At 40.0% G+C, this 26,236-nt stretch carries 21 protein-coding genes; 12 read left to right on the top strand and 9 right to left on the bottom strand.

From position 1 onward, the window contains the following. Positions 1-139 precede the first annotated feature (139 nt). From LC454_RS09095 to LC454_RS09110, 4 genes are all read right to left on the bottom strand, one after another. Positions 140-1,810, bottom strand: a complete 1,671-nt coding sequence (locus tag LC454_RS09095; protein WP_223581655.1) for a glutamine--tRNA ligase/YqeY domain fusion protein — start codon at positions 1,808-1,810, stop codon at positions 140-142. Positions 1,811-1,981: 171 nt separating this feature from the next. Then, a complete protein-coding gene (locus LC454_RS09100; protein WP_223581656.1) occupies positions 1,982-2,629 on the bottom strand; it encodes a carbonic anhydrase in 648 nt (215 codons plus the stop codon). An 87-nt stretch (positions 2,630-2,716) separates the two neighbouring features. Further along, complete coding sequence (locus LC454_RS09105; RefSeq protein ID WP_223581657.1) at positions 2,717-4,252, bottom strand: SulP family inorganic anion transporter; 1,536 nt, start codon at positions 4,250-4,252, stop codon at positions 2,717-2,719. 184 nt (positions 4,253-4,436) lie between these two features. Next, positions 4,437-4,772: a hypothetical protein gene (locus tag LC454_RS09110; protein WP_223581658.1), complete on the bottom strand. Its 336-nt coding sequence runs from the start codon at positions 4,770-4,772 to the stop codon at positions 4,437-4,439. A gap of 170 nt (positions 4,773-4,942) precedes the next feature. Between LC454_RS09110 and LC454_RS09115 the strand changes: the two genes are divergently transcribed. The 3 genes from LC454_RS09115 (at position 4,943) to LC454_RS09125 (ending at position 8,376) form a co-directional block, all read left to right on the top strand. Next, positions 4,943-6,484: a helicase HerA-like domain-containing protein gene (locus tag LC454_RS09115; RefSeq protein WP_223581659.1), complete on the top strand. Its 1,542-nt coding sequence runs from the start codon at positions 4,943-4,945 to the stop codon at positions 6,482-6,484. Between the two features lie 134 nt (positions 6,485-6,618). Next, positions 6,619-7,530 (top strand): sugar phosphate nucleotidyltransferase, encoded by a 912-nt coding sequence (locus LC454_RS09120; RefSeq protein WP_120260289.1) that lies wholly within the window; start codon positions 6,619-6,621, stop codon positions 7,528-7,530. Positions 7,531-7,698: 168 nt separating this feature from the next. Beyond that, positions 7,699-8,376, top strand: a complete 678-nt coding sequence (locus LC454_RS09125) for a TIGR02117 family protein (RefSeq protein ID WP_223581660.1) — start codon at positions 7,699-7,701, stop codon at positions 8,374-8,376. A gap of 140 nt (positions 8,377-8,516) precedes the next feature. Here the strand turns inward: LC454_RS09125 and dnaK are convergent, their stop codons facing one another. From dnaK to LC454_RS09140, 3 genes are all read right to left on the bottom strand, one after another. Next, on the bottom strand, positions 8,517-10,421 hold the full coding sequence (dnaK, locus tag LC454_RS09130) for a molecular chaperone DnaK (protein ID WP_120260287.1): 1,905 nt from the start codon (positions 10,419-10,421) through the stop codon (positions 8,517-8,519). A 133-nt stretch (positions 10,422-10,554) separates the two neighbouring features. Further along, positions 10,555-11,433, bottom strand: coding sequence for a GLPGLI family protein (locus LC454_RS09135; protein WP_223581661.1), 879 nt, complete (start codon positions 11,431-11,433; stop codon positions 10,555-10,557). Further along, positions 11,426-14,110 carry an outer membrane beta-barrel protein gene (locus LC454_RS09140; RefSeq protein ID WP_223581663.1) on the bottom strand — a complete coding sequence of 895 codons (2,685 nt, stop codon included), beginning with the start codon at positions 14,108-14,110 and terminating at the stop codon, positions 11,426-11,428. The genes LC454_RS09135 and LC454_RS09140 overlap by 8 nt, the downstream gene beginning before the upstream one ends. Positions 14,111-14,248: 138 nt before the next feature. On the opposite strand from LC454_RS09140, the gene LC454_RS09145 reads away from it, so the two are divergent. Next, positions 14,249-14,803 (top strand): thioredoxin family protein, encoded by a 555-nt coding sequence (locus tag LC454_RS09145; RefSeq protein ID WP_223581665.1) that lies wholly within the window; start codon positions 14,249-14,251, stop codon positions 14,801-14,803. Positions 14,804-14,896: 93 nt separating this feature from the next. Here LC454_RS09145 and LC454_RS09150 read toward each other — a convergent pair whose 3' ends face one another. Then, on the bottom strand, positions 14,897-15,523 hold the full coding sequence (locus tag LC454_RS09150) for an ankyrin repeat domain-containing protein (RefSeq protein ID WP_223581667.1): 627 nt from the start codon (positions 15,521-15,523) through the stop codon (positions 14,897-14,899). A 253-nt stretch (positions 15,524-15,776) separates the two neighbouring features. On the opposite strand from LC454_RS09150, the gene LC454_RS09155 reads away from it, so the two are divergent. From LC454_RS09155 to LC454_RS09165, 3 genes are all read left to right on the top strand, one after another. Continuing rightward, entirely contained in the window at positions 15,777-16,139 is a 363-nt protein-coding gene (locus LC454_RS09155) for an MmcQ/YjbR family DNA-binding protein (RefSeq protein WP_223581669.1), read from the top strand. A gap of 146 nt (positions 16,140-16,285) precedes the next feature. Next, on the top strand, positions 16,286-17,428 hold the full coding sequence (locus LC454_RS09160; protein WP_223581671.1) for a PCMD domain-containing protein: 1,143 nt from the start codon (positions 16,286-16,288) through the stop codon (positions 17,426-17,428). 146 nt (positions 17,429-17,574) lie between these two features. After that, entirely contained in the window at positions 17,575-18,351 is a 777-nt protein-coding gene (locus LC454_RS09165; RefSeq protein ID WP_223581673.1) for a porin family protein, read from the top strand. Positions 18,352-18,483: 132 nt separating this feature from the next. Here the strand turns inward: LC454_RS09165 and LC454_RS09170 are convergent, their stop codons facing one another. Next, on the bottom strand, positions 18,484-19,446 hold the full coding sequence (locus LC454_RS09170; RefSeq protein ID WP_223581675.1) for an isopenicillin N synthase family dioxygenase: 963 nt from the start codon (positions 19,444-19,446) through the stop codon (positions 18,484-18,486). A 279-nt stretch (positions 19,447-19,725) separates the two neighbouring features. Here LC454_RS09170 and LC454_RS09175 point away from each other — a divergent pair, with 279 nt between their 5' ends. The 5 genes from LC454_RS09175 to LC454_RS09195 all read left to right on the top strand — a co-directional run bounded on the left by LC454_RS09175 (position 19,726) and on the right by LC454_RS09195 (position 26,161). Then, positions 19,726-20,166, top strand: coding sequence for a MarR family winged helix-turn-helix transcriptional regulator (locus LC454_RS09175; RefSeq protein ID WP_120260278.1), 441 nt, complete (start codon positions 19,726-19,728; stop codon positions 20,164-20,166). 40 nt (positions 20,167-20,206) lie between these two features. Then, positions 20,207-22,636 (top strand): 3-hydroxyacyl-CoA dehydrogenase/enoyl-CoA hydratase family protein, encoded by a 2,430-nt coding sequence (locus LC454_RS09180; protein ID WP_223581677.1) that lies wholly within the window; start codon positions 20,207-20,209, stop codon positions 22,634-22,636. Positions 22,637-22,671: 35 nt separating this feature from the next. Then, positions 22,672-23,052: a four helix bundle protein gene (locus LC454_RS09185; protein ID WP_223581678.1), complete on the top strand. Its 381-nt coding sequence runs from the start codon at positions 22,672-22,674 to the stop codon at positions 23,050-23,052. Between the two features lie 18 nt (positions 23,053-23,070). Beyond that, entirely contained in the window at positions 23,071-24,246 is a 1,176-nt protein-coding gene (locus tag LC454_RS09190; protein ID WP_223581679.1) for an acetyl-CoA C-acyltransferase, read from the top strand. A gap of 133 nt (positions 24,247-24,379) precedes the next feature. Continuing rightward, a complete protein-coding gene (locus LC454_RS09195) occupies positions 24,380-26,161 on the top strand; it encodes an acyl-CoA dehydrogenase family protein (protein WP_223581680.1) in 1,782 nt (593 codons plus the stop codon). The last annotated feature ends 75 nt before the right edge of the window (positions 26,162-26,236 follow it).

Consider the following 26,236-nt stretch of genomic DNA (forward strand, 5'->3'; position numbering starts at 1 on the left):
AAAAATATGGACAAGCCGTATTGTCTATGTATATTTAGATAGAGAGAGATAGCTGATTTAAATGGAACGTTATTTTACGCTATAAAAAACAAAAGGTCGGAAACAATTCCGACCTTTTGTTTTTTATGTAATCGTTTACTTATCCATTTTTTTTCACTTCTTTCCCCCAAGAATCTTTCAACGTAACTGTACGGTTAAAGACAAGGTGTTCCGGAATGGAATGTGTGTCTAATGTAAAGTAGCCTAAACGGATGAATTGATACCCTTTTCCAGGTGTAGCAGTAGCCAGATCGGGCTCGATATAGGCACGTTCAATCACATGCAAACTTTCAGGATTGATAGAATCTTTAAAGTTTTCAGCTGCGGCAGGGTTTTCATCATTGAACAACCTGTCGTATAATCTTACTTCAGCTTCCTTAGCATGAGGAACAGAAATCCAATGGATTGTTCCTTTTACTTTTAATCCGGATGTATCTTCACCTGATTTGGAATTAGGCACGTAGGTACAATGTACTTCTGTTACCTTTCCATTTTCATCTTTGACGAAATCGTTACAGGTAACGATATAAGCATGTTTTAGACGAACCGAAAGTCCTGGGCCGAGACGGAAGAATTTTTTTGGAGCATCTTCCATAAAATCTTCACGTTCTATCCAAAGTTCTTTGGAAAAAGGTATGATTCGAGCGCCTTCACCACCTTCAACTTCAGGGTTATTCTCACCGATTAAATCTTCCACTTGACCATCAGGATAGTTTGTGATCACTAATTTGATCGGATCAAGGACAGCCATTCTACGCCAAGCTGTTTTGTTGAGATCCTCCCGGATGCAAAACTCCAATAGACTGACGTCGATCATATTTTCACGTTTTTGAACTCCGATCTTTTCACAGAAGTTGCGAATACTTGCCGGTGTATATCCTCTTCTTCTCAAGCCGGAGATCGTTGGCATACGAGGGTCATCCCAGCTTTCAACAAATTTATCATTGACCAATTGCAATAATTTACGCTTGCTCATGACCGTGTATGTCATATTTAAGCGTGCAAATTCATATTGCTTGGATGGGAAAATTTCCAGTTTATCGATACACCAGTCATAAAGAGGACGGTGTGGGATAAATTCAAGGGTACAGATCGAGTGGGTAATTTTTTCAATTGAATCCGATTGACCATGCGCAAAATCATACATTGGGTAGATACACCATTGATTGCCTGTCCGATGATGGTGAGCATGTTTGATACGGTATAACAAAGGATCACGCAGGTGCATATTTGGACTAGCCAAATCTATTTTTGCGCGGAGCACTTTCTCGCCATCCTTATATTTCCCAGCTCGCATATCTGCGAATAGGGTCAGATTTTCGTCTATAGATCGGGCGCGGTAAGGTGTTGGAACACCCGGTTCTGTGGGTGTACCTTTTGCTGCTGCAATTTCTTCCGCTGTACTATCGTCCACGTATGCTAAACCCTTTTTTATGAGCTCAACAGCGTAGCTGTAAAGTGTTTCAAAATAATCCGAAGTATATAGTTCTTCCGCCCACTGGAATCCTAGCCATTGAATATCTTTCTTGATACTTTCAACATACTCGGTATCCTCAGTGACAGGGTTAGTGTCATCAAAACGTAGATTAGTCTTGCCGTTATACTGCTGTGCTAATCCGAAATTTAAGCAGATGGATTTGGCGTGACCAATGTGGAGGTAACCATTTGGCTCAGGAGGAAAACGTGTCAATACACGTCCGCCATGTTTTCCTGTACGAAGATCTTCTTCGACAATTTCCTCGATAAAATTTAATGATTTTTCTTCACTCATAATACAAAGTTAATTATTAGAAGCGAGATATTAGCTAGGAGATGATAGATATTCAGCTTAGTCTGAGCCGGTAATCAACCGAAAAATACCTATTTTAGTTGTGACTGCGGGGGCAGTGATAACTTGAAATAAAAAAGGGACGCAGATCCGTCCCTTTTTACCGATTTGTTACTATTTGAAAGCGAACACCTTTCCAAGGGATTCATTGCTTGTAAATGTACAACTTTGATCAATCAACTGGCCTGTTCCGATATTGATTACCATACCATGCACAGCTAGTGCCTGGCCATTTTTCCATGCATTTTGAATGATGGAAGTAGAACAAAGATTAAAAACCTGTTCTTTGACATTGAGTTCAACTAAGCGGTCCACTTTCTTTTCGTTATCTTCGATGCTATCTATCTCTTCGCTATGCAAACGGTATACATCTTTGATGTGACCCAGCCAGTTATCAATGATACCATATTGATTGCGACTTAAAGATGCAGCAACCCCACCACAACCATAGTGTCCAGCTACGATGACCTGTTGTACTTTTAATACATTGACGGCATAATCTAGGACACTTAATAAACTCATATCTGAATGGATAACCATATTGGCGATATTACGGTGTACGAAAACCTCACCTGGTTTTGTACCGGTCAACTCGTTGGCTGGTACACGGCTGTCTGCACAGCCGATCCAAAGAATTTCAGGATTTTGACCTTTTGCAAGTTGTTGGAAACGTCCTGTGGTATCATTTTTTACAAAATCCATCCATTCCTGATTTCCCTTAATAATATTATCAAATCCTGTTTTTAAATCTTTATTTTCCATATTCCTTTTTTAATATCACTTTGCTCTAGAGCTCTTTTTCGATAAAATAATACAAATTTCCTAATTTATTGTTTACTAGAAACAACTTTATTTTTTATAAACGACCTGTAGAAGTTCGATCTCCTTGCCTTTACTTTTTGCGTTCTGTTCAAAGTCTTTAATGACTTCGATAACATCCTTGTCGATAAATTTACTGAATGTACCATCGATACGGATCTTACTGACTGATTTTGGTAAACTATATAGTTTCTGCTGGATAGGAACCTTGTTCAAAAATGAAACTTCCTCTGCTAATGTGATGACAGCCTTATCCTCTTCGTTGTCCTTTTCAATATTATATTTAAAAGCATTTTTCATATTTGCTCTTAGAATATAAAATGTTGCCACAACGATTCCAATTCCAACACCCATTAATAAGTCGGTAAATACGATAGCAACAATAGTCACGAAAAACGGAATGAATTGATCCAGACCTTTTCGATACATTGAGGTAAATAAGCTTGGTTTAGCTAATTTATACCCTGTATGTAACAGTATTGCGGCAAGACATGCTAGCGGAATCATATTTAACATTGTTGGAATAGCCAACATGGCAACGAGCAGCCAGATACCGTGTAAGATTGCAGACTGTCTGGTCTTTCCACCAGCATTGACATTGGCTGATGACCGTACGATAACTGATGTTAATGGCAGCCCACCCAAGAGTCCACTTGTCATATTACCGATCCCCTGAGCGACTAATTCGCGGTTGGTTGGTGTATTGCGTTTATATGGATCAATCTTGTCTACTGCTTCAATACTCAATAGGGTTTCCAAGCTAGCAATAATGGCAATAGTAAATGCCGCGATCCAAACATCTTTATTGACGATCTGGGTGAAGTCAGGTAATGTGAATAAACCTGTAAACTCTGCAAATGACCCTACAATTGGCACAAGTACAAATTGTTTATTGTGTAATTGAAAAAAGGAGCCATTAAAAAGATAAGCCAAAGCGACACCGACAATAACGACTACCAGCGGAGCAGGCACTTTATTCAATTTAGGGATTGCTGGCCAAAAGATCAGAATGGCTAACGATAGGGCACAGATAATCAATGCACCAAAATTGATGGCGGAGGCAACGGTGTCAAAATATGCACCTATGCCGTGCCCATTGTCCAGCTCAAAAGCGTGTGTCTCGATCAATCCCAAGGCCAAAGGGATTTGTTTCATGATAATCGTAATACCGATAGCAGCCAACATGCCGACGATAACTGCGGAAGGGAAATAATTTCCGATCATACCCGCTTTTAGAATACCGAGAACCACTTGTACGACACCTGCGATGACAACCGCAAGGAGAAAGGTTTCATAGGCGCCTAGGCTCTGGATAGCCCCTAGAACAATAACTGTGAGGCCAGCAGCTGGCCCACTGACACTGAGTGGTGATTTACTGATTGAAGCAACAACGATTCCACCAATTACACCAGTCAATAATCCTGCAAACAATGGCGCACCTGAGGCCATTGCAATTCCCAAACATAATGGAAGTGCCACCAAAAACACCACAACACTAGCAGGGAAATCATATTTTAAGTCTCTTTTCGAAAGTTTCAGAAAAGCCGACGTACGAGTTCCAAACATAAAATTTGTGTTTATCTGTATAATAAATCTTCCTGATGCCAACTGCGACAATAGCAATAGATACCAAATTGAAGGGTATTAAATGCCAAGAAGCATTGTACTTTCAGAAGAAATCAATAAGAAACCGCATACTGGGATTCAGCATGGGGACAATTTGAATACATCTCATAAAGGGATGCCTTTATTAACAGTTAGGAGGCGGCGTTGGAACCGTAGGATGGAAAGCTAAAATGCTTTTCTCGTTTTTAAGGTAATTCTTTTGTTTTCCTTGGTTCTCAACAATGATGGTCTCGAATACAATGGGTTCGTCTGTTTTTGTATTGAAAAATTTTGAGGCAGTTTCAAGCGTGTCAGTGCTTGCGCCATTATTGTTCTCGATTTCGATTTGTAAAACAATTTGTAAAATGGTATTCTGATCCAAGCTATTGGAAAAAATAGGCGATATAGAGATGGCCATCTTTGTGAAAAAGATGATCGCACATAAGAATGCTGCCACAAATCTAAATCTCTTATTTAACATTTTTTAGTACCTTTAATGGTATTGTTTTACATGGTAAAAATAGCAATTCTATGTTAATTTCAAATTAAAAGTGCATAAAAAATGAATTTTGGCACGAAATTGTGACGAAAAGATTATTTTTTGTAGAGTTTTCAATATCATTTATGAACTATAAATATTAAGCCTTTTCTATGGCAAATAAAGAACAATTTATCGAGAAGGTTCAAGCTTCTTATAACCCCAAGGGGGCTTTTATATATTTGGGAGCGGGTATTTTGAATGGTGAAATTTTGGCGGATGCAAAGGTCAATCTAGCGCTGAAAATGATGAATCGCCACGGGCTTATTGCCGGTGCAACAGGGACAGGTAAAACTAGGACGCTACAATTGATAGCCGAGCAATTATCAGATGCATCTGTACCGGTATTTATGCTGGATGTAAAAGGTGATCTATCTGGTCTTGCTGTACCGGGAGTGACAAATCAAGCGCTGTTGGATCGTGGAAATGCGGTAGGAGTGCCCTTCGAACCAGCGAGTTTTCCCGTTGAGCTCTATTCCCTGTCAGGGAACAAAGGAATTCCGATGCGCATTACGATCGATGATTTTGGGCCTGTCTTGTTGGGGAGGATCCTGGAATTGAATGAAACACAGACTGGGGTTTTGGCAGCAATGTTTAAATACGCGCAAGATCATCAGATGCCATTAATAGACTTTACAGATACCAAAAAGCTGCTAACCTATCTTTCTGACGGTCCCGGAAGCGAGGAAATCAAAAATGATTATGGTAAGATCAGTTCCGCAAGCTCGGGAACGATCTTGCGGAAGATCGTCGCCCTGGAGCAACAGGGGTTAGCACATATCTTTGGAGAAAAGGAATTTGACATCAATGACTTATTTCAGAAAGTCGACGGAAAGGGTATAATCAGTTTACTGAACATTTCCGATGTACAGGATCAACCAGTGCTCTATTCTACATTTTTGTTGAGTCTGCTCGCCCAGCTGTTTAAGAATATGCCCGAAGTGGGGGATTTGGATCAACCGAAATTGGTATTTTTCTTTGATGAGGCGCATCTTCTTTTTAACGGAGCTTCCAAAGCCTTTTTAACCCAGGTGGATCAGATTATCCGTCTTATCCGCTCCAAAGGAATCGGTGTGTTTTTCTGCACACAGTCTCCGACAGATGTTCCGGAATCGGTATTGGCCCAATTGGGAAATAGGGTGCAACATGCTTTGCGGGCCTTTACACCGAATGATGCCGAAAACCTAAAAAAAACAGTGAAAACCTACCCTAAATCGGACTTTTATGAGATTGATCAGATTTTGACCTCTTTGGGTACAGGTCAGGCCTTAATTACGGTATTGAATGATAAGGGTATTCCTACCGAAGTGGTGGCAACCCATCTGGTACCAGCCCGTGCTGTAATGGGCCCCGCAGACGATGCGACAATCAATCAGATTATTAATCAATCGGACTTAAAGATAAAATATCAGGAAAGACAGGAAAATCGTTCTGCCGCTGAGATGATTGATGAGAAAATGCAGGTTGTAGAGCAGGAAGAACAGCGTGCAGCTGCGGAAAAAGAGGCCGCCAAAGCTGACCGACCGACATCCAGAAGACAGACGCCATTAGAAGCTGCGCAGCGTACTGCGACAACGACACTCGCAAGAGAAGGGGTCAAGCTTTTAGGGAAATTGGCGAGCGGTCTATTGAACGCATTCTTAAAAAAGAAATAACACAAATTTATTGATGATTTTCGTTCCGATACACTATTTTTAGACAGTGATCAGCACTCAGCTACATTTGCTTTTAAGGGCAAATTTAGCTAAGTTTGCGGACGAAACGAAAGTTCTATTAACGCAATTTAAATATGAGTAAACCAACCCTTTTGATTTTGGCAGCAGGAATGGCTAGCCGGTATGGTTCTTTAAAACAAGTAGATGGTTTTGGCCCACACGGCGAGACAATTATTGACTATTCAATCTATGATGCCATTCGTGCAGGATTTGGAAAAGTTGTATTCATTATTCGGGAAGAATTCCTGGAGAAAATGAAAGAAGTTTTTGATAAAAAATTGGAAGGTAAAATAGAAGTTGACTACGCTTTTCAAGATTTTGATTTAACGAAATTTGGCGTGAATCACGTCATTGAAAGAACGAAACCTTGGGGTACAGCACATGCTGTCATGAGTGCTAAGGATAAAGTAAATGAACCATTCTGCGTAATCAATGCAGATGATTTCTATGGTTCAGATTCTTTTGACAAAATGGCGAAGTTCTTAACCACTGAGGTGTCAGATCAACAAATGTCATTGATGGGCTTTCAGGTCGGTAATACAATGTCTGATTACGGCTATGTATCACGTGGTGTCTGTGAAGTTAGTCCAACAGGACAAATGGACAGTGTCACAGAACGTACAAACATCTATTACAAAGGTGAGGGTGACGATCGCAAAATCGTTTATGAAGAAAACGGCGTTGAAAACGATTTAGATCCAGAAACGCGTGTATCGATGAATTTTTGGGGCTTTACACCAAAAATCTTCGAAGTAGCACAAGCGATGTTTCCAGCTTTTGTTGAAGAAAACAAAGAGAATTTGAAAGCGGAATTCTTTATTCCTTCGGTTCCTGATTATATGGTCAAACATAAACTGGCGGATTTCAAAGTAATCCCGACATCATCGAAATGGTTTGGAGTAACCTATAAAGAAGATAAACCTATCGTTCAAGAATCAATTTCTAAATTGGTTGCCGATGGTGTATATCCTGAAAAGTTATTTTAAGAGCTAAGAGAAATAGCTTATATTGAACCTGTATTGTCAACAATACAGGTTTTTTTGTGCTTAACAGTGCTGTGGATGGGGGCTGTACTGTTTTAGGAGAAGGAGGTATTGGGAGAGCTAAGATTAAACCGATACATTAGATTATGATAGAAAAGCGAATTATTTTAAATGAAAAAAATACTTAAGGTGTTAGGGTATATTGTTTTAGGAATTATTGGGTTTTGCGTTTTATATATTGTTGGCGAGTATAGCCTGTCGCGACTCTCAGCATCATGTAAAGCGTCGTCCACAGATCAGACGATTCAGGTATTTGTCAAATCCAACGGTGTGCATACAGATATTGTTTTGCCGGTCATCGTGAAAGAGATGGATTGGTCCAACGTATTTCCTTATGCCAACACAGTTGGTAAAAAAAACGGTTATCAATATATGGGTATAGGCTGGGGGGACAAAGGCTTTTATTTGGATACACCGGAATGGAAAGATCTCAAGGCATCAACAGCTTTTGTGGCGGCCTTTGGATTGGGGCAGTCTGCAATACATGTGACCTACTATAATTCCATTCGAGAGAATGACTTATGTTTTGGGTATAAAATAAATGAGGAACAATATCGCGCACTGGTAAAGTATATCTATGATTCTTTGGATTTGCGTGAAGGTAAACCTATATTGGTCGAGACGGATGCACAATACGATGATTCAGATGCCTTCTATGAAGCCAAAGGAGCTTATAGCATGTTCTATTCCTGTAATACGTGGACAAACAATGCTTTGAAGAAGGCAAATATGCCAGCAGGAGTCTGGGCGACCTTGGATAAAGGAATATTGAGCCATTATCGGAAATAGCTGTGGCTTATTGAATTCTTTTGCGCATTATAGATAAACAGCTCTTTCGCTTTTCGAAGTGTTAAAAAGAGAAACAGTTCTTATAATAAAAAAGCTCCGGGTATACATACCCGGAGCTTTTTATTTATCAGGAGGAGTGATTATTTCACTTCTTCGTAATCTACGTCAGTTACGTCATCACCACCTTGGTTTCCACCTTGTGCTTGACCAGCATCTCCTTGGGGTTGTTGTGCACCACCTTGAGAAGCAGCGTACATTTCTTCAGAAGCAGCATTCCAAGCATTTTGTAATTCTTCAGAAGCCGAATCAATATCTGCGAAGTTTTTCGCTTCGTATGCAGCTTTTAATTTCGTTAAGCCAGCTTCAATAGGAGCTTTTTTATCTGCAGAAATTTTGTCACCATATTCTTTCAATTGTTTTTCAGTTGAGAAGATTAAGGCATCCGCTGCATTTACTTTGTCAGCTTCTTCTTTCATTTTTTTATCAGCATCAGCATTTGCTTCAGCTTCTTCTTTCATACGTTTGATTTCGTCATCAGATAAACCTGAAGATGCTTCAATACGGATGTTTTGCTCTTTACCAGTTGCTTTATCTTTTGCTGATACTTTGATGATACCGTTGGCATCAATATCAAAAGTAACTTCAATTTGAGGCACACCACGAGGCGCTGGTGGAATATCGTTCAAATGGAAGCGGCCGATTGTACGGTTTTGGCTTGCCATTGGACGCTCACCTTGTAAGATGTGGATCTCTACTGATGGTTGATTGTCAGAAGCAGTAGAGAATGTTTCCGATTTTTTAGTCGGAATAGTTGTATTCGCTTCAATCAATTTAGTCATTACACCACCCATTGTTTCAATACCCAATGAAAGTGGAGTTACATCCAATAACAATACATCTTTTACTTCACCAGTTAATACACCACCTTGGATTGCAGCACCTAAAGCAACAACTTCGTCAGGGTTTACACCTTTAGAAGGCTCTTTTCCAAAGAATGCTTTTACTGCATCAACGATTGCAGGGATACGTGTAGAACCACCTACTAAGATAATTTCGTCGATATCTGATTTGCTGAAACCAGCGTTTTTCAATGCTGACTCACAAGGAGCAATTGTCCTCTTGATCAAGTCAGCTGCCAAAGCTTCAAATTTAGCACGTGATAATGAACGAACTAAGTGTTTTGGGCCAGTAGCGTCTGCTGTGATATATGGTAAGTTGATTTCAGTAGAAGTCGCACTTGATAATTCAATTTTAGCTTTTTCAGCAGCTTCTTTCAAACGTTGCAATGCCATTGGATCTTTTTTCAGATCAAAACCATTGTTTTCATTTTTAAATTCTTCATTCAACCAGTTGATGATCACGTTATCGAAGTCATCACCACCTAAGTGAGTGTCACCGTCAGTAGATTTTACTTCAAATACACCATCACCTAATTCCAATACGGAAACGTCATGTGTACCACCACCACAGTCAAACACAACGATTTTCATATCTTTGTGCGCTTTGTCCAAACCGTAAGCTAAAGCAGCAGCAGTCGGTTCGTTGATGATACGTTTAACAGATAAACCAGCGATTTCACCAGCTTCTTTAGTTGCTTGACGTTGTGCGTCGTTGAAGTATGCAGGTACTGTGATGACAGCTTCAGTTACTTCTTGACCTAAAAAGTCTTCAGCAGTTTTCTTCATTTTTTGAAGAATCATTGCAGAGATTTCTTGTGGCGTATATTTACGGTCGTCGATTTCTACGCGTGGTGTATTGTTATCACCTTTAACGATGTTATAAGGTACGTGTTCAGCTTCTTTTATTGCCTCATCATATGAAAGCCCCATAAAACGTTTAATAGAATAAATAGTTTTATGTGGATTAGTAATTGCTTGACGTTTAGCTGGGTCACCCACTTTACGCTCACCACCTTCTACGAAAGCTACAATGGAAGGAGTAGTACGTTTACCTTCGTTGTTCGTAATTACTACAGGCTCGTTACCTTCCATTACGGCAACACATGAGTTTGTAGTACCTAAGTCAATTCCTATAATTTTAGACATATCTTGTATTTTAATTTTTTTACTTAAATAAATTCTATCACTCTATTATCAACCCTTATGCCAATCCGAAAGTTTTGTAAAAAAATCACTATTTGTCATCAATTTGTCGTTAGGTACTGCCAAACTGACATTTTCAATAGACAAGTTGCTCCAAGATCCTTTTTTTTGCTGACTCATTTTGACGATTGCGTGGCATATATCTGCCAAAGAGCGCTGTAAATTCGTCCAGCTTCATCTGTTTTGATTTTTTGTCGCGCCAATCTGTGGGGACGAGATTATTGGTATAGGCGATATTTGTTGCCCAGTATTGGATATGCATCTCGGGTATGACCAGCCCCAATATCATACCCGGCAGACCATGGCTCAAAGCCGGTCCTGCTGACACTGGTATTTCTTCGGCATAATAAGCAATCAGGTAGAGAGAGTCCTTGGTCGCGCCATTCACCCTTCGGCAGTTTATGCCGGCGATATTGCGAAATTCCTCCGTAAAGCGCCAAGTGATACTGTCCAAGGTTTCAGAAAGCAAATATTTCTCATCGATATCGAGCTGGATATCGGCCTTTCCAGCTTTTAAATCCTGATAGAGCACTTTTCCATTTTTACTGGCTCCACCTCTGAGCATACCACGCTGGTTCCCTCCACCTCGCGAACCACCTTGATTTCTACCACCTCGACCGCTTGCAGTGATACTGGGAGCACGCATTTTGCCTTCTCCATTCTGTTTTTCGGTACTTGTGCTTTCTTCAGGCATAAGAACGGTCGCGTTTTCATCAAAGTATAAGTTCAGTCGATCTGTATGCGAGTCCGGCATTTTATCTAGGTGTTCCATGAAGTCTATTCCCCGCCCCATCATTTTTGAGTTCATGTCATTGGACATTTGTCGCATGCGTGCTTTTGTATACGTCACCTTGTCAAAACTAATGGTACCCCTATTACCAAAATAGGCGTATTGTGCCTGCAGAGATAATCCGGTTAGACAAAATATAATAATGGTCAAATATGTTCTAATCATTGCTTTTTCCTAAATATTTATTGAAATCCCATTTGACACCAACTAAAAAATACTGAGTCAATACCTGTTGGGTAGATTCTGAATAATTGGTATCACTGCCATTCCGACGTGTATTATTAAATGTATTAAAGAGGTCAAAAGCCTTAAGGCTGACTGTAAGACTTTCATCTTTCAATACCTTTTTTTCCAGCTCTAAATTGGTGTAAAATTGATTAATTGATTTCTTGTAGAGCTTGGTAGGGCCGGTGTAACTATAATAAACGTTGGTCATAATGTTGAATTTCTTCGGTAGAAAATATTTGATATATCCCGAAGCCCCACCTTCAAAGTTTGTTGCGTTATATTGTGTGTTGATCGAATTTTGCTGTGCGTTAAGACCTGCATTCAAAGATATGTCAAAATCAAATCCTTCTGAATCTTGTTCATTTAAACTCGAGCCTAGGCCGAATGAGGTGTTTTTTGAATTGTTCAAGAGAAACTCACCTTGAGATTGACCACTTTCAAATTTTGTGTAGCTGTAACTATTGTTGTATCGGATATTTGCACTTTTATTGAAGTTAATGCGACGATTGGCCAGGGGTTGCATATGATTGATGTTTAATCCACCATTCCAGTTTGATTTACCCGATAAATTTTCATAGCTACTAATCTGGGCCGAATTCTCCATGACTGTTGTCTTATTGACAATTGGGTTATTGACAAAAGAGAAATTTCCGTTAATATTAATGTTGGTTCCCTTCAATAAACTGAATGCATTATAATTTGCCGAGATGTTATTGTTGACAGCCCGTTTAAGGTCAGGGTTACCGATCTGTTGAAACAATGGATTGGTCTGCGGTTGCAGTGGCTGTAACTGATCAAAGGAAGGAATGATATTCGAACTCTGGTAGGCCAGTCGGATATTTTTGCTATTTGAAATCCGGTAATTGGCATCAAAGTTTAGATTGTTGTCCCAAAAATTTCTCGAAAGGTTTATATCCCGGTCACTATCGCTTAACTTTTGATTTTTGTAGAATGTGCGGTTGGAGAGATTGACCTCAAATTTATCCTTCCGATAAGACAAATGGACATTAACTCCCTGGTTGGTATTATTGTCAATCTGATTTTTAGAGTATAAGGGATCTTTCTCTTTAGTTTCTATGTCTGTTGATATCTGTTCATTCCTGTTGTTTGACTGATTGAAGCTGTAGCCCAAAGCTAAATTCATGGCGTCATTTAGCCTGTTATTGAAATTCAATGAAGTAGAAAAGTTATTGCCTTTGTTATTGCCCTTTCTATTTTGGTTAATACGCGTGGTATCATTGCTCTGATGGATAATTGTTTCTGAGTTAACCTTGCTGTCGGAAGTTGACTCATTATAGTTGTTGCCGACCATTAAATTTAATGAACTGCCGGCTTTGAGTCTTTTTCTATAGTTCAGACGAAAATTATTGCTTTGGCTCGAAGTATTCGATTCATTTTTCTCATTAAAGGAGCTAACAGCGGCACCGACGCCATCATTGGTGGCACTTTCCGACTGACTTAAACTGAAATTATTTGACCAATTTCCGTTGGTCTGTAGTTCTATATTTTGAGTTGAATCCAGTCGCATGGAGAGATTGGATCTGACGCCATTGCTTCTTGCGCTATTTTCGTTGTAATTTTTGCTATTTCGTTCTAAGATCGAGTTATCAGGGAGGATGTTTTTGTTGTAATTTTCCGATTGATTTTTGTTGCTGCTGTTATTGTAATTATAATTCGCATTTACCTTTAAAGTCTTTTTGAGAAACTGGTTTTCGTAGTTAGCGCCGAGAGATGTGTTCAGTGGTTGCCCCGTGATCTGGTTGTTCATCCGCAAAGAGCCTTCACGACTATTAGAGCTCCCCATATTATTGTGATTGGCGGTGATGCCAATCCGTTCCGTCTGATTGAATTTGGCTGCAAACAAATTTCCAGCGTAGAGCTCCTTGGTACCACCTAATAGCTCAGCATTTCCGAAGATACCCTTTCTCGCCTTTTCTTTTAATACTACATTGACGGTCTGAATACGTACACCGTCATCTATACCCGATAGTTCGGCCTCTTCTGATTTTTTTTCATACAATTGTACTTTGTCTACTGCATCGGCCCGTACATTCCGTATGGCAATTTTAGGGTCATAACCAAAAAATTCTTCGCCATCAATAAAGACTTTCTGTACTGCTTTACCCTGAGCGGTGATATTTCCATCTCCAGACACTGTGAAACCTGGCAATCGTCGAAAAAGATCTTCGAGCTTTGCGTTTTTCTCGGTTGCAAAACTTGCTGCATCATATTCTATCGTGTCTCCCTTGAGTGTAATGGGCAGCCTACGTGTAATGATAACTTCTTCAAGAACATTTTTTTGCGAATTGATTTTAATGTCGTTGAGGTCGATTTCCTTATCCTTAATGTCGATGGTGTCACTATAAAGTTCAAACTTTGGGTAGGTGGCTAAAAGTATATAGCTTCCTGGTTTAATATTTTTGATCAGAAATTTCCCCTCCTCATTGGCTCTGTTAAAATATCGGAGCACAGAGTCTTTATTCAACAGGATGATTGAGGCATTGGTCAATGGCTTATTGTCAGCTTTGTCTAAAATTTTCCCCTTTATGCTTGTCTGGGAATAAGCTGTGCTGATAACAAAAAATAATAGGAATAATTGAATTAATCTTTTCATTTACTGGTTGTATGTGCCAAAGATAATTTAGTTAATTGTTAATAAATGTGAAATTATTGTCAAGGCGTGTAAAATCTTTGGTATAGAGATTTTTGACAAAGTAGGATCTAAAAATTACCTTTGCACAAAATTGATGTTATGACGTTTGAAAATTATTTGCAACAATTCGAAGATATATTGAATCATCCTGAAAATCACCCCACCTATCAGGATGACGAGTACTATCAATACACTAAAATGAACTGGACAAGGATGGGCCGTTGGTTAAAACGTTTTGAACCAAATGAGGCTTTTCAACAGTTTATTGACACGATTTCGGAACGACAACAATGGATCATTATTACGGAGCCTTGGTGTGGCGATGCGGCACACTCTGTCCCAATGCTGGCTAAGATGGCGGCCCAAAATCCCAATATTACTGTCGATATCCAGTTGCGTGATAGCGCTCCCTTTTTAATAGATTCGTATTTAACAAACGGCGGGAAATCAATCCCGATTCTAGTAATCCGAAATCAGGATGGTGCAGATTTAGCTGTCTGGGGACCACGACCAAAGGGCTGTCAAGACCTATTCTTGAGCTTGAAGGAACAAGGGAAAGATTTCTCTGATATTAAAGAAGAGATTCAAAAATGGTATAATACGGATAAGGGAACGGAGATCCAAAAGGAGATTCAGGCGCTTTTGCAGAAATAGAAGAAAGGTGATAAAAAGGAAGAACTAGATTCACTTGATTTGGTTCTTCCTTTTTGCTATCTTTTCTATAGAGGTTTATTTTCGAAAATCCAGCTATTGTTTTATACTGCTCTTTGCCTCCAGTAGTGTTACAATTTTATTAAACCCTCTTTTTCTTGCGTGCTGGAGCGGTGTTACACCTTCATTGTCGGCGATATTTTTATTGCTGTTGGCGTCCAGTAGTATCTGGACAATATCCACATATTTTTGACTGCCATCTCCAAGTATAATTGCCTCTAATAGCGCAGTCCAACCTAGTCTATTGATATGGTCGATAGGGAACTCTTTTGTATTAGCCAATAGTCTTACAGTCTCCACATGCCCGCGTTCGCAGGCCGGAATAAGTGCTGTACCATTGTACCGATTGAAAATCTTGAAATCCGCACCGTGATCAAGGTAAAGTTTAACTAGTTCAGTATAGCCCAAAGCACCAGCATATAGAAAGGGGCTATTTAGGATGTTGTCCTGCTGGTTCACATTCGCACCATATTGAAGAAGTAATTTCGCCATTACTAGGTCTTTCTTCTCTGTGGCGATCAACAACAGCGATTTTGAATCTTTACCTTTTTGGTTTGCGTTAGCTCCGTTGTCCAAGAGTGCTTTTACGGTGTTAATCTGCCCTTTGGTAACGGCTTCAATGATGTCGTTCTGGGTGATATTGTCTTGATTTGTCGTGTCCATACTTTTGCACTGTACTGAAAGTGTTGATATGATAAAGAGCAACACTATCTTAATGTATAAATTTTTCATTTTGAGGAATGGGTTAATAATCTTTCTTATTCATTTTAGTTTCTTTGTATTCGCTTTTTGATATACTACAAATTTAGGTACAAACTAAGCGGTTGTTTTGTTAGATTTATATTGATTATTGTCAAATTTATATATAAATCTAACTGTTAGTAGTTGAAAATGAGCGAACTTAAATTAAGAAGATATGAATATTGAAGATCTAAGAGATTATTGTTTGTCCATTGGGCCAGTTACAGAGGAGACGCCTTTCGGACCAGATACTTTGGTGTTTAAGGTTGGGGGTAAGATATTTTTATTGGTCGGATTAGATCAGGTCGATATGCTGCGATTTAATGTAAAATGTGATCCAGAGAAAGCGGTGGAACTCAGGGAAAGATATGATCAGACTGTATTTCCGGGGTATCATATGAACAAAAAGCACTGGAATACCGTCATTGCGAATCGGGAACTGAATGATCGAGCATTGGAAGAACTTGTCTTGCACAGTTATAGCCTGATTGTTGAAAGCTTGCCGACTAGAGTTAAACAGGAAATAAAAGGTAGTTAATATCCTTCTGAAGTGTAAAGAATTAGTTGCTTTGAAGGAAAAGGTGATAGAAATGACTTTTCTTGGGGGCTATAATAGTAGCTTTGCGGTCATTTCAATGCATAATCGACAGCATTGGGAATATATTTACACTAATACTATTTTTTATGAAACAAAGACGAATTTACCCTTGGGTAATTTGTTTTATGCTACTTTTTAGTCTGGGGAGTTGCATAAAGGAGGAAGCATTAAATGCTGAAGCGGATATTGAAGGAGCTACTATTGCTCAGAGTGACCAGTTTTTAAAGAGAAAACCTTCCATTGATAATAATACAGTTGTTTTTTCTCTAAAACGTTTTACGGGAAGTTATGTGCATTCGCCCGAATTTGTATTAACTCCAGGAGCTACAATAGAGCCGAAAAGCGGAACCCAGCTTGATTTCACTGAACCACAGAAATACACGGTTACTTCTGAGGATGGGGCTTGGTCCAAGACCTATACTGTTTCATTTGTTATTGATGAAGGCGCAGATTTGTATTCAGCGTTTGAATATGCTGAAGTGGTAGATACAGATAGCCCTGAAGGACACTACCATAAATTTTATGAATTAACAAAACTTGGGCAGAAGACATATAGCTGGGCAACTGCAAATGATGGCTATAATATTCTGGCTGAAACACTTTTGGAAGATGGCGAGGAATTGGTTCCCAGTTTTTATCCAACATCCCAAATTGCCGATGGCTATATTGGTAAAGGTGCGCGGCTTTTGACTAAGAGTACAGGCTCTTTAGGTGGGATTTTCGGCACACCTCTGGCTGCTGGTAATTTATTCTTAGGAGCGTTTCAAACCACTTTCCCGACGATCAAATCTCCTCGTTTTGGCATATTGTATGAGGAAAAAACTGCACCATTAGCTATAAAGGGCTTTTTTAAATATAAAGCTGGTGAAAAATTTGTTGTCAATAATAAGCCATCATCGCTCACCAAGGATACCTGGGATGGTTATGCGCTGTTATTTGAAAGAGCTCTACCACCCAATGACGACTTTTTGTCGGGTGACCATGGCTTTGTTGACAAGCGAATAGTCGCAATAGCACGGGTCGGAGCCAAAGAACAGATCGAGACTAACGAGTGGACCGCATTTAGCTTACCCTTTTCTTTTGTAAATGGCAAATCATTTGACCCCAATAAAGAATATATGTATACGATTGTGTTCAGCTCGAGTAAAGAGGGAGATAAATTTAACGGCGCCGTAGGAAGTACATTGCTTATTGATGAAGTAGAACTTGTCGTCGATGATGCCAAATAATTATTGGTCCATATGCTGAATACAGTAATATGGTGTAATTGCTAACTAGGTGAATTTTTACATGGGTGCTTGTATGAGGAAGAGGAGGCTCTAAGAATATAGGGCGCTGATTTCTGAAGATAAACATACATCAAAAGAATATTTTAATGAACAAAATACTTTATATAATAGCTGTTTTCATGATGGCGACCGGTTATGTACAGGCTCAAAATGGTCCGTCAAACGGTAATGCGAATTTTTTTAATACAGATATTGACTACTCGGTACAGGCGCAATTCAGTATCGGTGGTAGTAGCCCATTAGGCCTTCCTAAGACTATACGTAAAATCGAAAGCTATAATCCCGGGTTACAGGTAGGCCTGGAGGCAAATGCCACAAAGTGGTTGCAGGGAGATAAACGATGGGGAATTCGTACGGGAATTCGTTTCGAGACGAAAGGAATGAAGACCGAAGCTCGTGTGAAAAATTATCTGACAGAGATTGTGAAAGATAATTCAAAAGTGAAAGGGTATTATACTGGAAAGGTAGAAACCAACGTACAAAACACCTATCTTACATTGCCCGTTTTAGCTGTTTACAAATTATCGGATCATTGGAATTTATATGGAGGGTTTTACTTCTCGACATTGCTGGATAATACATTTGATGGAAATGTATCGGATGGATATTTGAGACAAAATACCCCAGTAGGAACGAAAATTACATTTGAAGAAGGGAGTCAAGCTTCTTATGACTTCTCTGATAATATCCGGAAATTTCAATGGGGAACGCAACTTGGAGCGGAGTGGAAGATGAACAGACATTTCAAATTATTGACAGATCTTACCTACGGTTTTAATAATATTTTAGAAAAAGATTTTACCTCCATAGATTTTGGTATGCATAATATCTACCTTAATGTGGGATTTGGATACAATTTCTAATGGATACGGATGGTATAAAATCCGATCATCGTGTGGATTATTTTACATTACAATTTCATTAGGATAAAATGAAAACAGTCCGTTAGTTTGATTTACTAACGGACTGTTTTTATTTAAATGAAGCTACTCGCCTTACATTTTTAAGCCGATCTCTCTCAATCTTTCATCCAGATATTCACCTGCGGTATAGTCTTCATAGGCCTTAGGATGAGCTGCGTCAATACAAGAGTCCAACGAAGCTAAACTCATAGAAGATTTCGGATGTAAAAAGAAAGGAATCGAAAAGCGGGAGGTGCCCATTTTTTCACGCGGAGGATTGACTACACGGTGGGTTGTTGATTTAAGTTTGTTGTTGGTCAAACGCTGCAACATATCTCCCACGTTGATGACAATATCTTCTCCTTTTGCTTTGATCGGGAACCATTCACCATCTTTTGTTAAGACTTCCAGTCCATCGGCGCTAGCACCAATTAATAGTGTAATCAAATTGATGTCTTCATGAGCACCTGCACGTACTGCATCAGGAGCTAATGCGTCTGGATCTGCAATTGGAAAATAATGGATCGCACGCAAAATTGAGTTACCATTGATCACAAATTTCTCAAAATAACTTTCTTCAAGATCTAAGTAAGTGGCAATAGCTTTTAGCAGTTCGCGACCTGTGTCTTCTAGTTTTTTATAAACTTCAGCCGTTACGCCATTAAAACGCGGAATTTCTTCCACTTGAGGATTGTCTGGAAAGTCAGCTTTTGAATATTCTTCACCAACGATAGTTTGACCACGTTGCCAGAACTCTTTTAAATCTGGTGTTTTAGCATCTTTCGCTTTTTCTCTTCCCTTAGCAGTATATCCACGTTGGCCCGCAAGTTCAGGAAATTCATACTTTTCTTTTGTTTCAGTTGGTAAACCAAAGAATTCTGGAACGACCTGATATAATTCCTCAATTAATTCTTTTGATAAACCATGGTTTGCAATCGTTACAAAGCCTGTCTCGTTGAAAGCCGTGCCAATATCCTGAATGAATTGATTTCGTTGTTCTTGGGTTCCTTGTGTGTAATGTAACAAGTCCAAGCGAGGTATGTTTACTAAAGCCATACGAAGTTGATGTTTGTTTAGGACAAATTTAACGCAATTAATTTTGAATATTATACATTGATTGTTAATAAAAGTTTTATGTTTTACTTTATCTAGCTGTGTGTCAGTTGTTAAAAGTTTTCCACAATGGGGGTTTTGGTCATAAAAGTGCAAGAAATACACTTGTTAGAAGGTGCTGGGCGATAATTCATAAAAATTACATATTCTAGTTTGTTATTCTAATTCTTAACTATTATATTTGTTATGCAAGCATAATAATAAATCGCTTGTGATTACGCTATGGACCAAAATCAGACAATCGACTATTTTTTAAAAACAGGTTGGCAAACGATTGCCAATAAATATAATCAAATTGCTTCGCAGTATGGCTTTACCCAGGCTGCTGGTTATATTTTAATCAATATCCATAAAGAGGGTACTCCTGTTTCTCAGATTGCGAATTTGACGGGAGTTAAAACAACGAGTTTGTCCCGGGTGTTAAATAACTTAGAATCCTTGGGATTCATTTACAGGGAGACCAGCGAAACGGATAAACGCTCTGTAAAGGTGTATCTGACAGATTTAGGTCGGGAGAAAAGAAGAATAGCCAAGGATGTGGTACGTAATTTTAATCAGTACCTCGCTGATAATTTTTCGGAAAATGAACGTGATCAATTGATTGCTTCTTTGGCTAAGCTCAATGAGCTGGCGACCAGTTATAAGGAAGAAGTGATCGTATAGAAGTTAAACCAAATGTACAGGTGTGCATGATAAATATGTTATGATGAACAGAAATATTAGAAAAGTGGCAGTTCTCGGTTCGGGTGTTATGGGTTCGCGAATTGCTTGTCATTTTGCTAACATTGGTGTCGAGGTTTTGCTGCTGGATATTGTTCCTCGCGAACTGCTGCCAGCAGAGCAAGCTAAGGGTCTAACGTTAGAGAGTAAAGCCGTTCGGGATCGGATTGTCAACAGTTCGTTAGAGACTACATTAAAGACAAATCCTTCGCCAATTTACAGCAAATCATTTGTAAAACGTATCAAAACAGGGAATTTTGATGATAACCTCCAAGACATCGCACAAGTGGACTGGATCATCGAAGTCGTTGTGGAACGATTAGATATTAAAAAATCTGTTTTTGACCGTGTAGAACAATTCCGTAAACCAGGTACATTGATTACTTCCAATACTTCTGGTATTCCTATTCATCTCATGACAGAGGGACGTAGTGAAGATTTTAAAGATCATTTTTGCGGGACACACTTCTTCAATCCACCGCGCTATCTGCCTCTATTGGAGGTGATTCCGACACCGCATACTAAGCCTGAGGTTGTTGATTTCGTGCTTCATTTTGGCGATAAGATGCTAGGGAAGACGGTTGTTTTGTGTAAGGATACACCAGCATTTATCGGTAATCGGATTGGAGTTTATTCGATGTTGGCAGTGACTCACCTGGTTGAGCCTTTGGGGCTGACAGTGGAGGAAGTGGATAAATATACAGGCCCCGCGATGGGACATCCAAAATCGGCAACTTTCCGTACTGCGGATGTTGTAGGTCTTGATACTTTGGTGAATGTGGCCAATGGGCTGGCACAGAATGCGCCCGAAGATGAAGCCAAAGGCGTCTTCCAGCTTCCTGCCTTTATCAGTAAGATGGTTGAAAATAAATGGCTAGGTGAAAAAACAAAAAAAGGATTTTACGAAAAAGTAAAAGCCGCTGATGGTAATTCTGAAATCCTGTCCTTAGATCTTAAAACATTAACATTTGGCTCGCAACAAAAAGTTAAGTCAACGACATTAGAAGCTACCAAGCCAGTCGAAGATATTCGTAAACGGATGAAAGTCTATGAACAGGGAACAGACAAGGCTGCGGAGCTTTTTCGTGCCATGCACTATCCATTGTTCGAATACGTTTCACGTCGTGTTCCTGAGATTACAGATGATTTCTTCCGTATTGACGATGCGATGCGTGCTGGCTTTGGCTGGGAACTTGGGCCATTTGAAGTATGGGATGCTTTAGGTGTGCGTGAGACCTTGGCTAAGATTAAGGCTGAAGAGAAACGGTTGCCGGGCCAGGATGGTGAAGTAGCATCCTGGGTGCACGAAATGTTGGATTCGGGACATGAGTCTTTCTATAAAATAGAAAATGGCGTTCGCCATTATTATGATATTGCATCCCAATCTTACAAAGCTATTCCTGGAACAGAGGATTTGATTGTTTTGGATCATATCCGCGAAAGCAAAACAATTTGGAAAAATACAGGTGTTTCAATTATTGATCTCGGTGATGGAATCATCAATTGTGAGTTCCATACCAAGATGAACACGATCGGTGGCGATGTGATTCAGGGATTGAATAAGGCAATAGATCTTGCTGAAAAGGAATACCGTGGATTGGTTGTTTCCAATGACGGAAAAAATTTCTCTGCTGGAGCCAATATTGGAATGATTTTCATGATGGCTGTGGAGCAGGATTTTGATGAGTTAAATATGGCCGTTAGGGCCTTTCAAAATACTTCAATGCGTTTGCGTTATTCATCCATTCCGGTTGTCGTAGCGCCATTTCAGATGACCTTGGGTGGTGGGTGTGAATTTTCAATGCATGCAGATTTTGTGCAGGCACATGCCGAAACCTACATGGGCTTAGTGGAACTGGGGGTAGGTGTTATCCCAGGTGGTGGTGGAACTAAAGAATTTGCATTGCGTGCTTCCGAAGAATTTAAAGATGACCAAATTGTTCAGAACACGTTAAAGGACAAATTCCTAACTATTGGTCAGGCGAAAGTATCGACCTCTGCTTACGAGGCCTATGAGCTGGGATATCTACAGAAAGATAAATTTGCGATCACGATGAACCGTGCACGCTTACTTGCTGACGCCAAAGCAAAGGCATTGGAGTTGGCGGATGAAGGCTACGTACAACCTGCGCTACGAAACGATATCAAAGTGTTGGGCAATCAAGGTTTAGGGATCGTTTATGTAGGTGCATCTTCGATGCGTGAAGGAAATTATATCTCCGACTATGATCGTAAAATATCGGAAAAACTGGGTTGGGTGATGTGTGGTGGCAATCTGTCATCGCCAACGGAAGTCTCCGAACAGTACTTGTTGGATCTTGAGCGAAAAACCTTCCTCGAGCTCTGTGCTGAACGTAAAACGCTTGAAAGAATCCAGTACATGTTGACAAAAGGAAAGCCTTTACGAAATTAGTATAGACGAAAGTATTTAGTACATAGTATTTAGATATGCATAATTATAAGGAATTAATACTTTGGCAGAAATCTATCACGTTGGTATCTGATGTATATAAAGCTACAGCTACTTTTCCAGATCGTGAACGATTTAATCTCATTTCACAAATAAATAGAGCTGCTGTATCTATTCCTTCAAATATTGCTGAGGGTGCAGGAAGAAATTCAGATAAAGAGTTTGTCCAGTTTTTGGCAATAGCACATGCGTCTACATATGAAGTCGAAACACAGTTAATAATATCAAAAAATTTAGGTTATTTATCAGAAGAGGATTTAGAGGGCCTTTTGGAAAAGCTGGAGGAATTGCAGAAAATGAACTACATTTTTCAACAAAAGCTTTTACTCAAGGTCAAAAATCTAACTACTAATATCTAACTACTAATATCTCAAATAATGGAAGCATACATAGTAGCAGGATTTCGTACAGCAGTAGGTAAAGCGCCTCGAGGAGGATTTCGCTTTATGCGGGCTGATGATTTAGCATCAGATGTGATTAAACATCTTGTGTCCACTGTGCCGAATTTAAATAAAGAAGATATAGATGATGTCATTGTGGGTAATGCGATGCCCGAGGCAGAACAGGGGCTGAACATGGCACGTTTTATTTCCCTAATGGGTTTAGATACAGATAAAGTGCCTGGCGTCACTGTCAATCGGTATTGTGCCTCTGGATTGGAGACGATCGCTACGGCAGTTGCAAAGATCAAAACCGGTATGGCTGATGTCATTATCGCGGGAGGTGTTGAAGTGATGTCCGGAATGCCTTTCGGGGGGTGGAAGATTGTTCCCAATCCTGTCGTGGCCAAAGAGCATCCCGATTGGTATTGGGGTATGGGGCTGACTGCAGAGGCTGTAGCAAAAGACTACAATGTATCCCGTGAAGATCAAGATGCTTTTGCACTTAAATCCAATCAAAAAGCAATAGCAGCTATTCAAAATGGTCATCTTAAAGATGGTATTGTACCGATCACAGTCAAAGAGAACTATCTGAAAGACGGAAAGATCGCAACACGTGAATATGTTGTAGATACAGATGAAGGGCCTCGTGCAGACACATCTTTGGAAGCTCTGGGTAAGTTGAAGCCTGTCTTCGCAGCCAATGGTTCGGTGACAGCAGGAAACTCCTCACAGACATCTGATGGAGCAGCATTTGTGTTGGTCATGTCCGAGGCAAAAGTGAAAGAGCTAGGGGTTAAACCCATTGCCAAGTTAGTCAGTTTTGCTGTTGCAGGGGTGCCGCCACGGATCATGGGAATCGGACCGATCTATGCGATACCAAAAGCTTTGGAACGGGCTGGACTTAAAAAAGAGGATATTGATTTATTTGAATTGAACGAAGCTTTCGCTTCCCAGTCTTTGGCTGTTATTCGTGAACTGGGGCTTGATGAAGAAAAAGTCAATGTCAATGGCGGGGCGATAGCCTTGGGGCATCCGCTAGGCTGTACAGGAGCGAAGTTGACCGTGCAGGTTTTGCATGAATTGAAACGTCGTGGCAAAAAATATGGTATGGTGACCATGTGTGTGGGAACTGGTCAAGGAGCGGCCGGTATCTTTGAACTATTGGACTAAGTTCGAACACTAAAAATAACAATATAAACCATTTTATTTGCTAGTCTCATAGCAGATAAAAGTATTCAAAATATTGTGTAAACCTGGGTGGTCAAAAGCCAGCTCAGGGCTTGCACCTCAAATCTAAAAAACAATGAGCGAAAATAAAGCAATCAAAGGCGGTGAGTTCGTTATTAGAGAGACTCCCTATACAGCTATTTTTATCCCAGAGGAGTTTGATGAAGAAGCGAAAATGATTCGTCAGACCTGTTTGGATTTCTTAGATACCGAAGTGTTAAATAAGCTTGATCGTATTGATGCGCAAGAGGAGGGATTGATGCCTAGCCTGATGGATAAAGCCGGCGAGCTGGGGATGCTGGGTGTGTCGATTCCGGAAGAGTATGGTGGGTTTGGTAAAAACTTCAATACGTCGATGCTCGTAGCAGAGGCAGTAGGAGGAGGATTCTCCTTTGCTGTCGCCTTGTCTGCACATACGGGTATTGGTACTTTGCCTATCCTTTATTATGGTAATGCGGAGCAGAAAGCAAAGTATATTCCTAAACTCGCAACTGGCGAATGGAAGGCTTCCTACTGTTTGACAGAACCAAATGCCGGATCGGATGCCAATTCCGGCCGTACCTCCGCAAAACTAAATGCTGAAGGAACCCATTATCTGATCAACGGTCAAAAAATGTGGATTACCAATGGTGGATTTGCAGATATCTTTATTGTATTTGCAAAAATCGATGATGATAAAAACCTGACAGCATTTATTGTCGAAAAAGATTTTGGTGGGATCACCATGAACCCCGAAGAACATAAACTGGGCATCAAGGGATCCTCTACACGTCAGATTTTCTTTAATGATTGTCCCGTGCCTGTTGAAAACATGCTATCCGAGCGGGAAAATGGATTTAAGATTGCCGTAAATATCCTGAATATCGGACGGATCAAGTTGGGTGCTGCGACAAATGGTTCAGCTCGTATGGTGATCAATCATGCGGTTCAATATGCCAATGAACGTGTGCAGTTTAACCTGCCGATTTCTAAGTTTGGTGCTATTCGATACAAACTGGCTGAAATGGCGACCCGTTTATTTGCTGTGGAATCAGCATCCTATCGTGCGGGTCAAAATATTGATGATGCCTATGATGCATTGATTGCGGGCGGTATGGATGAAGCAAAAGCCAAATTGAAATCCGTTGAACAATTTGCGATTGAGTGTGCCATTATTAAAGTATGGTGTTCTGAGATGTTAGATTATGTTGTGGATGAAGGTGTGCAGATCTATGGTGGAATGGGCTATTCGGCCGATGCACCGATGGAGCGTGCTTATCGCGATTCACGTATCAACCGGATCTTCGAGGGTACCAATGAGGTGAATAGACTGCTTGTTGTAGATATGTTGTTAAAACGTGCAATGAAAGGTGAGCTGGATCTGATGGGGCCAGCGCAGGCAGTGGCAAGTGAACTGTTGGCTATTCCTGACTTCGGAGAAGAAGATGATGCGCCATTCGCAGCAGAGAAGAAAATTGTCGCTAACCTCAAAAAAGCAGGCTTACTCATTGCTGGAGCCGCCGTTCAAAAGCTGATGATGTCGCTTTCAAAAGAAGAAGAGATCCTGATGAATATCGCAGATATTATCGGTTACGTATACATTGCGGAATCTGTACTGTTACGTGCGGAAAAGCTTGTCCATACTGGTTCTGAAAAGGCCGAGTACGCGACAGATATGGCGAAGATCTATCTATATGGTGCGATCGATAAAATAAACGCTGCAGGTAAAGAAGCGCTGTATTCCTTTGGTGAGGGCGATGAATTGAATATGATGCTTGTTGGATTACGTCGGTTCACCAAAGCGCAGCCATTTAATATCAAAGATGCACGTCAGCGGATTGCCAAAAAATTAATAGAAGAAAATAAATATTGTTTTTGATTGATAATGATTATTGGTTTTGGTTGTGTGGCCGGAGAGAAATCTTCGGCCATTTTTGTGTTACAATAACGAAAA

Origin of the sequence: Sphingobacterium sp. GVS05A (assembly GCF_019969845.1) — a bacterium.
GTDB lineage: Bacteria > Bacteroidota > Bacteroidia > Sphingobacteriales > Sphingobacteriaceae > Sphingobacterium.

Excerpts from the sequence above, each read along its gene's own strand:
- LC454_RS09095 (WP_223581655.1), bottom strand. The coding sequence starts at position 1,810 with ATGAGTGAAGAAAAATCATTAAATTTTATCGAGGAAATTGTCGAAGAA.
- LC454_RS09100 (WP_223581656.1), bottom strand. The coding sequence starts at position 2,629 with ATGGAAAATAAAGATTTAAAAACAGGATTTGATAATATTATTAAGGGA.
- LC454_RS09105 (WP_223581657.1), bottom strand. The coding sequence starts at position 4,252 with ATGTTTGGAACTCGTACGTCGGCTTTTCTGAAACTTTCGAAAAGAGAC.
- LC454_RS09110 (WP_223581658.1), bottom strand. The coding sequence starts at position 4,772 with ATGTTAAATAAGAGATTTAGATTTGTGGCAGCATTCTTATGTGCGATC.
- LC454_RS09115 (WP_223581659.1), top strand. The coding sequence starts at position 4,943 with ATGGCAAATAAAGAACAATTTATCGAGAAGGTTCAAGCTTCTTATAAC.
- LC454_RS09120 (WP_120260289.1), top strand. The coding sequence starts at position 6,619 with ATGAGTAAACCAACCCTTTTGATTTTGGCAGCAGGAATGGCTAGCCGG.
- LC454_RS09125 (WP_223581660.1), top strand. The coding sequence starts at position 7,699 with ATGAAAAAAATACTTAAGGTGTTAGGGTATATTGTTTTAGGAATTATT.
- dnaK (WP_120260287.1), bottom strand. The coding sequence starts at position 10,421 with ATGTCTAAAATTATAGGAATTGACTTAGGTACTACAAACTCATGTGTT.
- LC454_RS09135 (WP_223581661.1), bottom strand. The coding sequence starts at position 11,433 with ATGATTAGAACATATTTGACCATTATTATATTTTGTCTAACCGGATTA.
- LC454_RS09140 (WP_223581663.1), bottom strand. The coding sequence starts at position 14,110 with ATGAAAAGATTAATTCAATTATTCCTATTATTTTTTGTTATCAGCACA.
- LC454_RS09145 (WP_223581665.1), top strand. The coding sequence starts at position 14,249 with ATGACGTTTGAAAATTATTTGCAACAATTCGAAGATATATTGAATCAT.
- LC454_RS09150 (WP_223581667.1), bottom strand. The coding sequence starts at position 15,523 with ATGGACACGACAAATCAAGACAATATCACCCAGAACGACATCATTGAA.
- LC454_RS09155 (WP_223581669.1), top strand. The coding sequence starts at position 15,777 with ATGAATATTGAAGATCTAAGAGATTATTGTTTGTCCATTGGGCCAGTT.
- LC454_RS09160 (WP_223581671.1), top strand. The coding sequence starts at position 16,286 with ATGAAACAAAGACGAATTTACCCTTGGGTAATTTGTTTTATGCTACTT.
- LC454_RS09165 (WP_223581673.1), top strand. The coding sequence starts at position 17,575 with ATGAACAAAATACTTTATATAATAGCTGTTTTCATGATGGCGACCGGT.
- LC454_RS09170 (WP_223581675.1), bottom strand. The coding sequence starts at position 19,446 with ATGGCTTTAGTAAACATACCTCGCTTGGACTTGTTACATTACACACAA.
- LC454_RS09175 (WP_120260278.1), top strand. The coding sequence starts at position 19,726 with ATGGACCAAAATCAGACAATCGACTATTTTTTAAAAACAGGTTGGCAA.
- LC454_RS09180 (WP_223581677.1), top strand. The coding sequence starts at position 20,207 with ATGATGAACAGAAATATTAGAAAAGTGGCAGTTCTCGGTTCGGGTGTT.
- LC454_RS09185 (WP_223581678.1), top strand. The coding sequence starts at position 22,672 with ATGCATAATTATAAGGAATTAATACTTTGGCAGAAATCTATCACGTTG.
- LC454_RS09190 (WP_223581679.1), top strand. The coding sequence starts at position 23,071 with ATGGAAGCATACATAGTAGCAGGATTTCGTACAGCAGTAGGTAAAGCG.
- LC454_RS09195 (WP_223581680.1), top strand. The coding sequence starts at position 24,380 with ATGAGCGAAAATAAAGCAATCAAAGGCGGTGAGTTCGTTATTAGAGAG.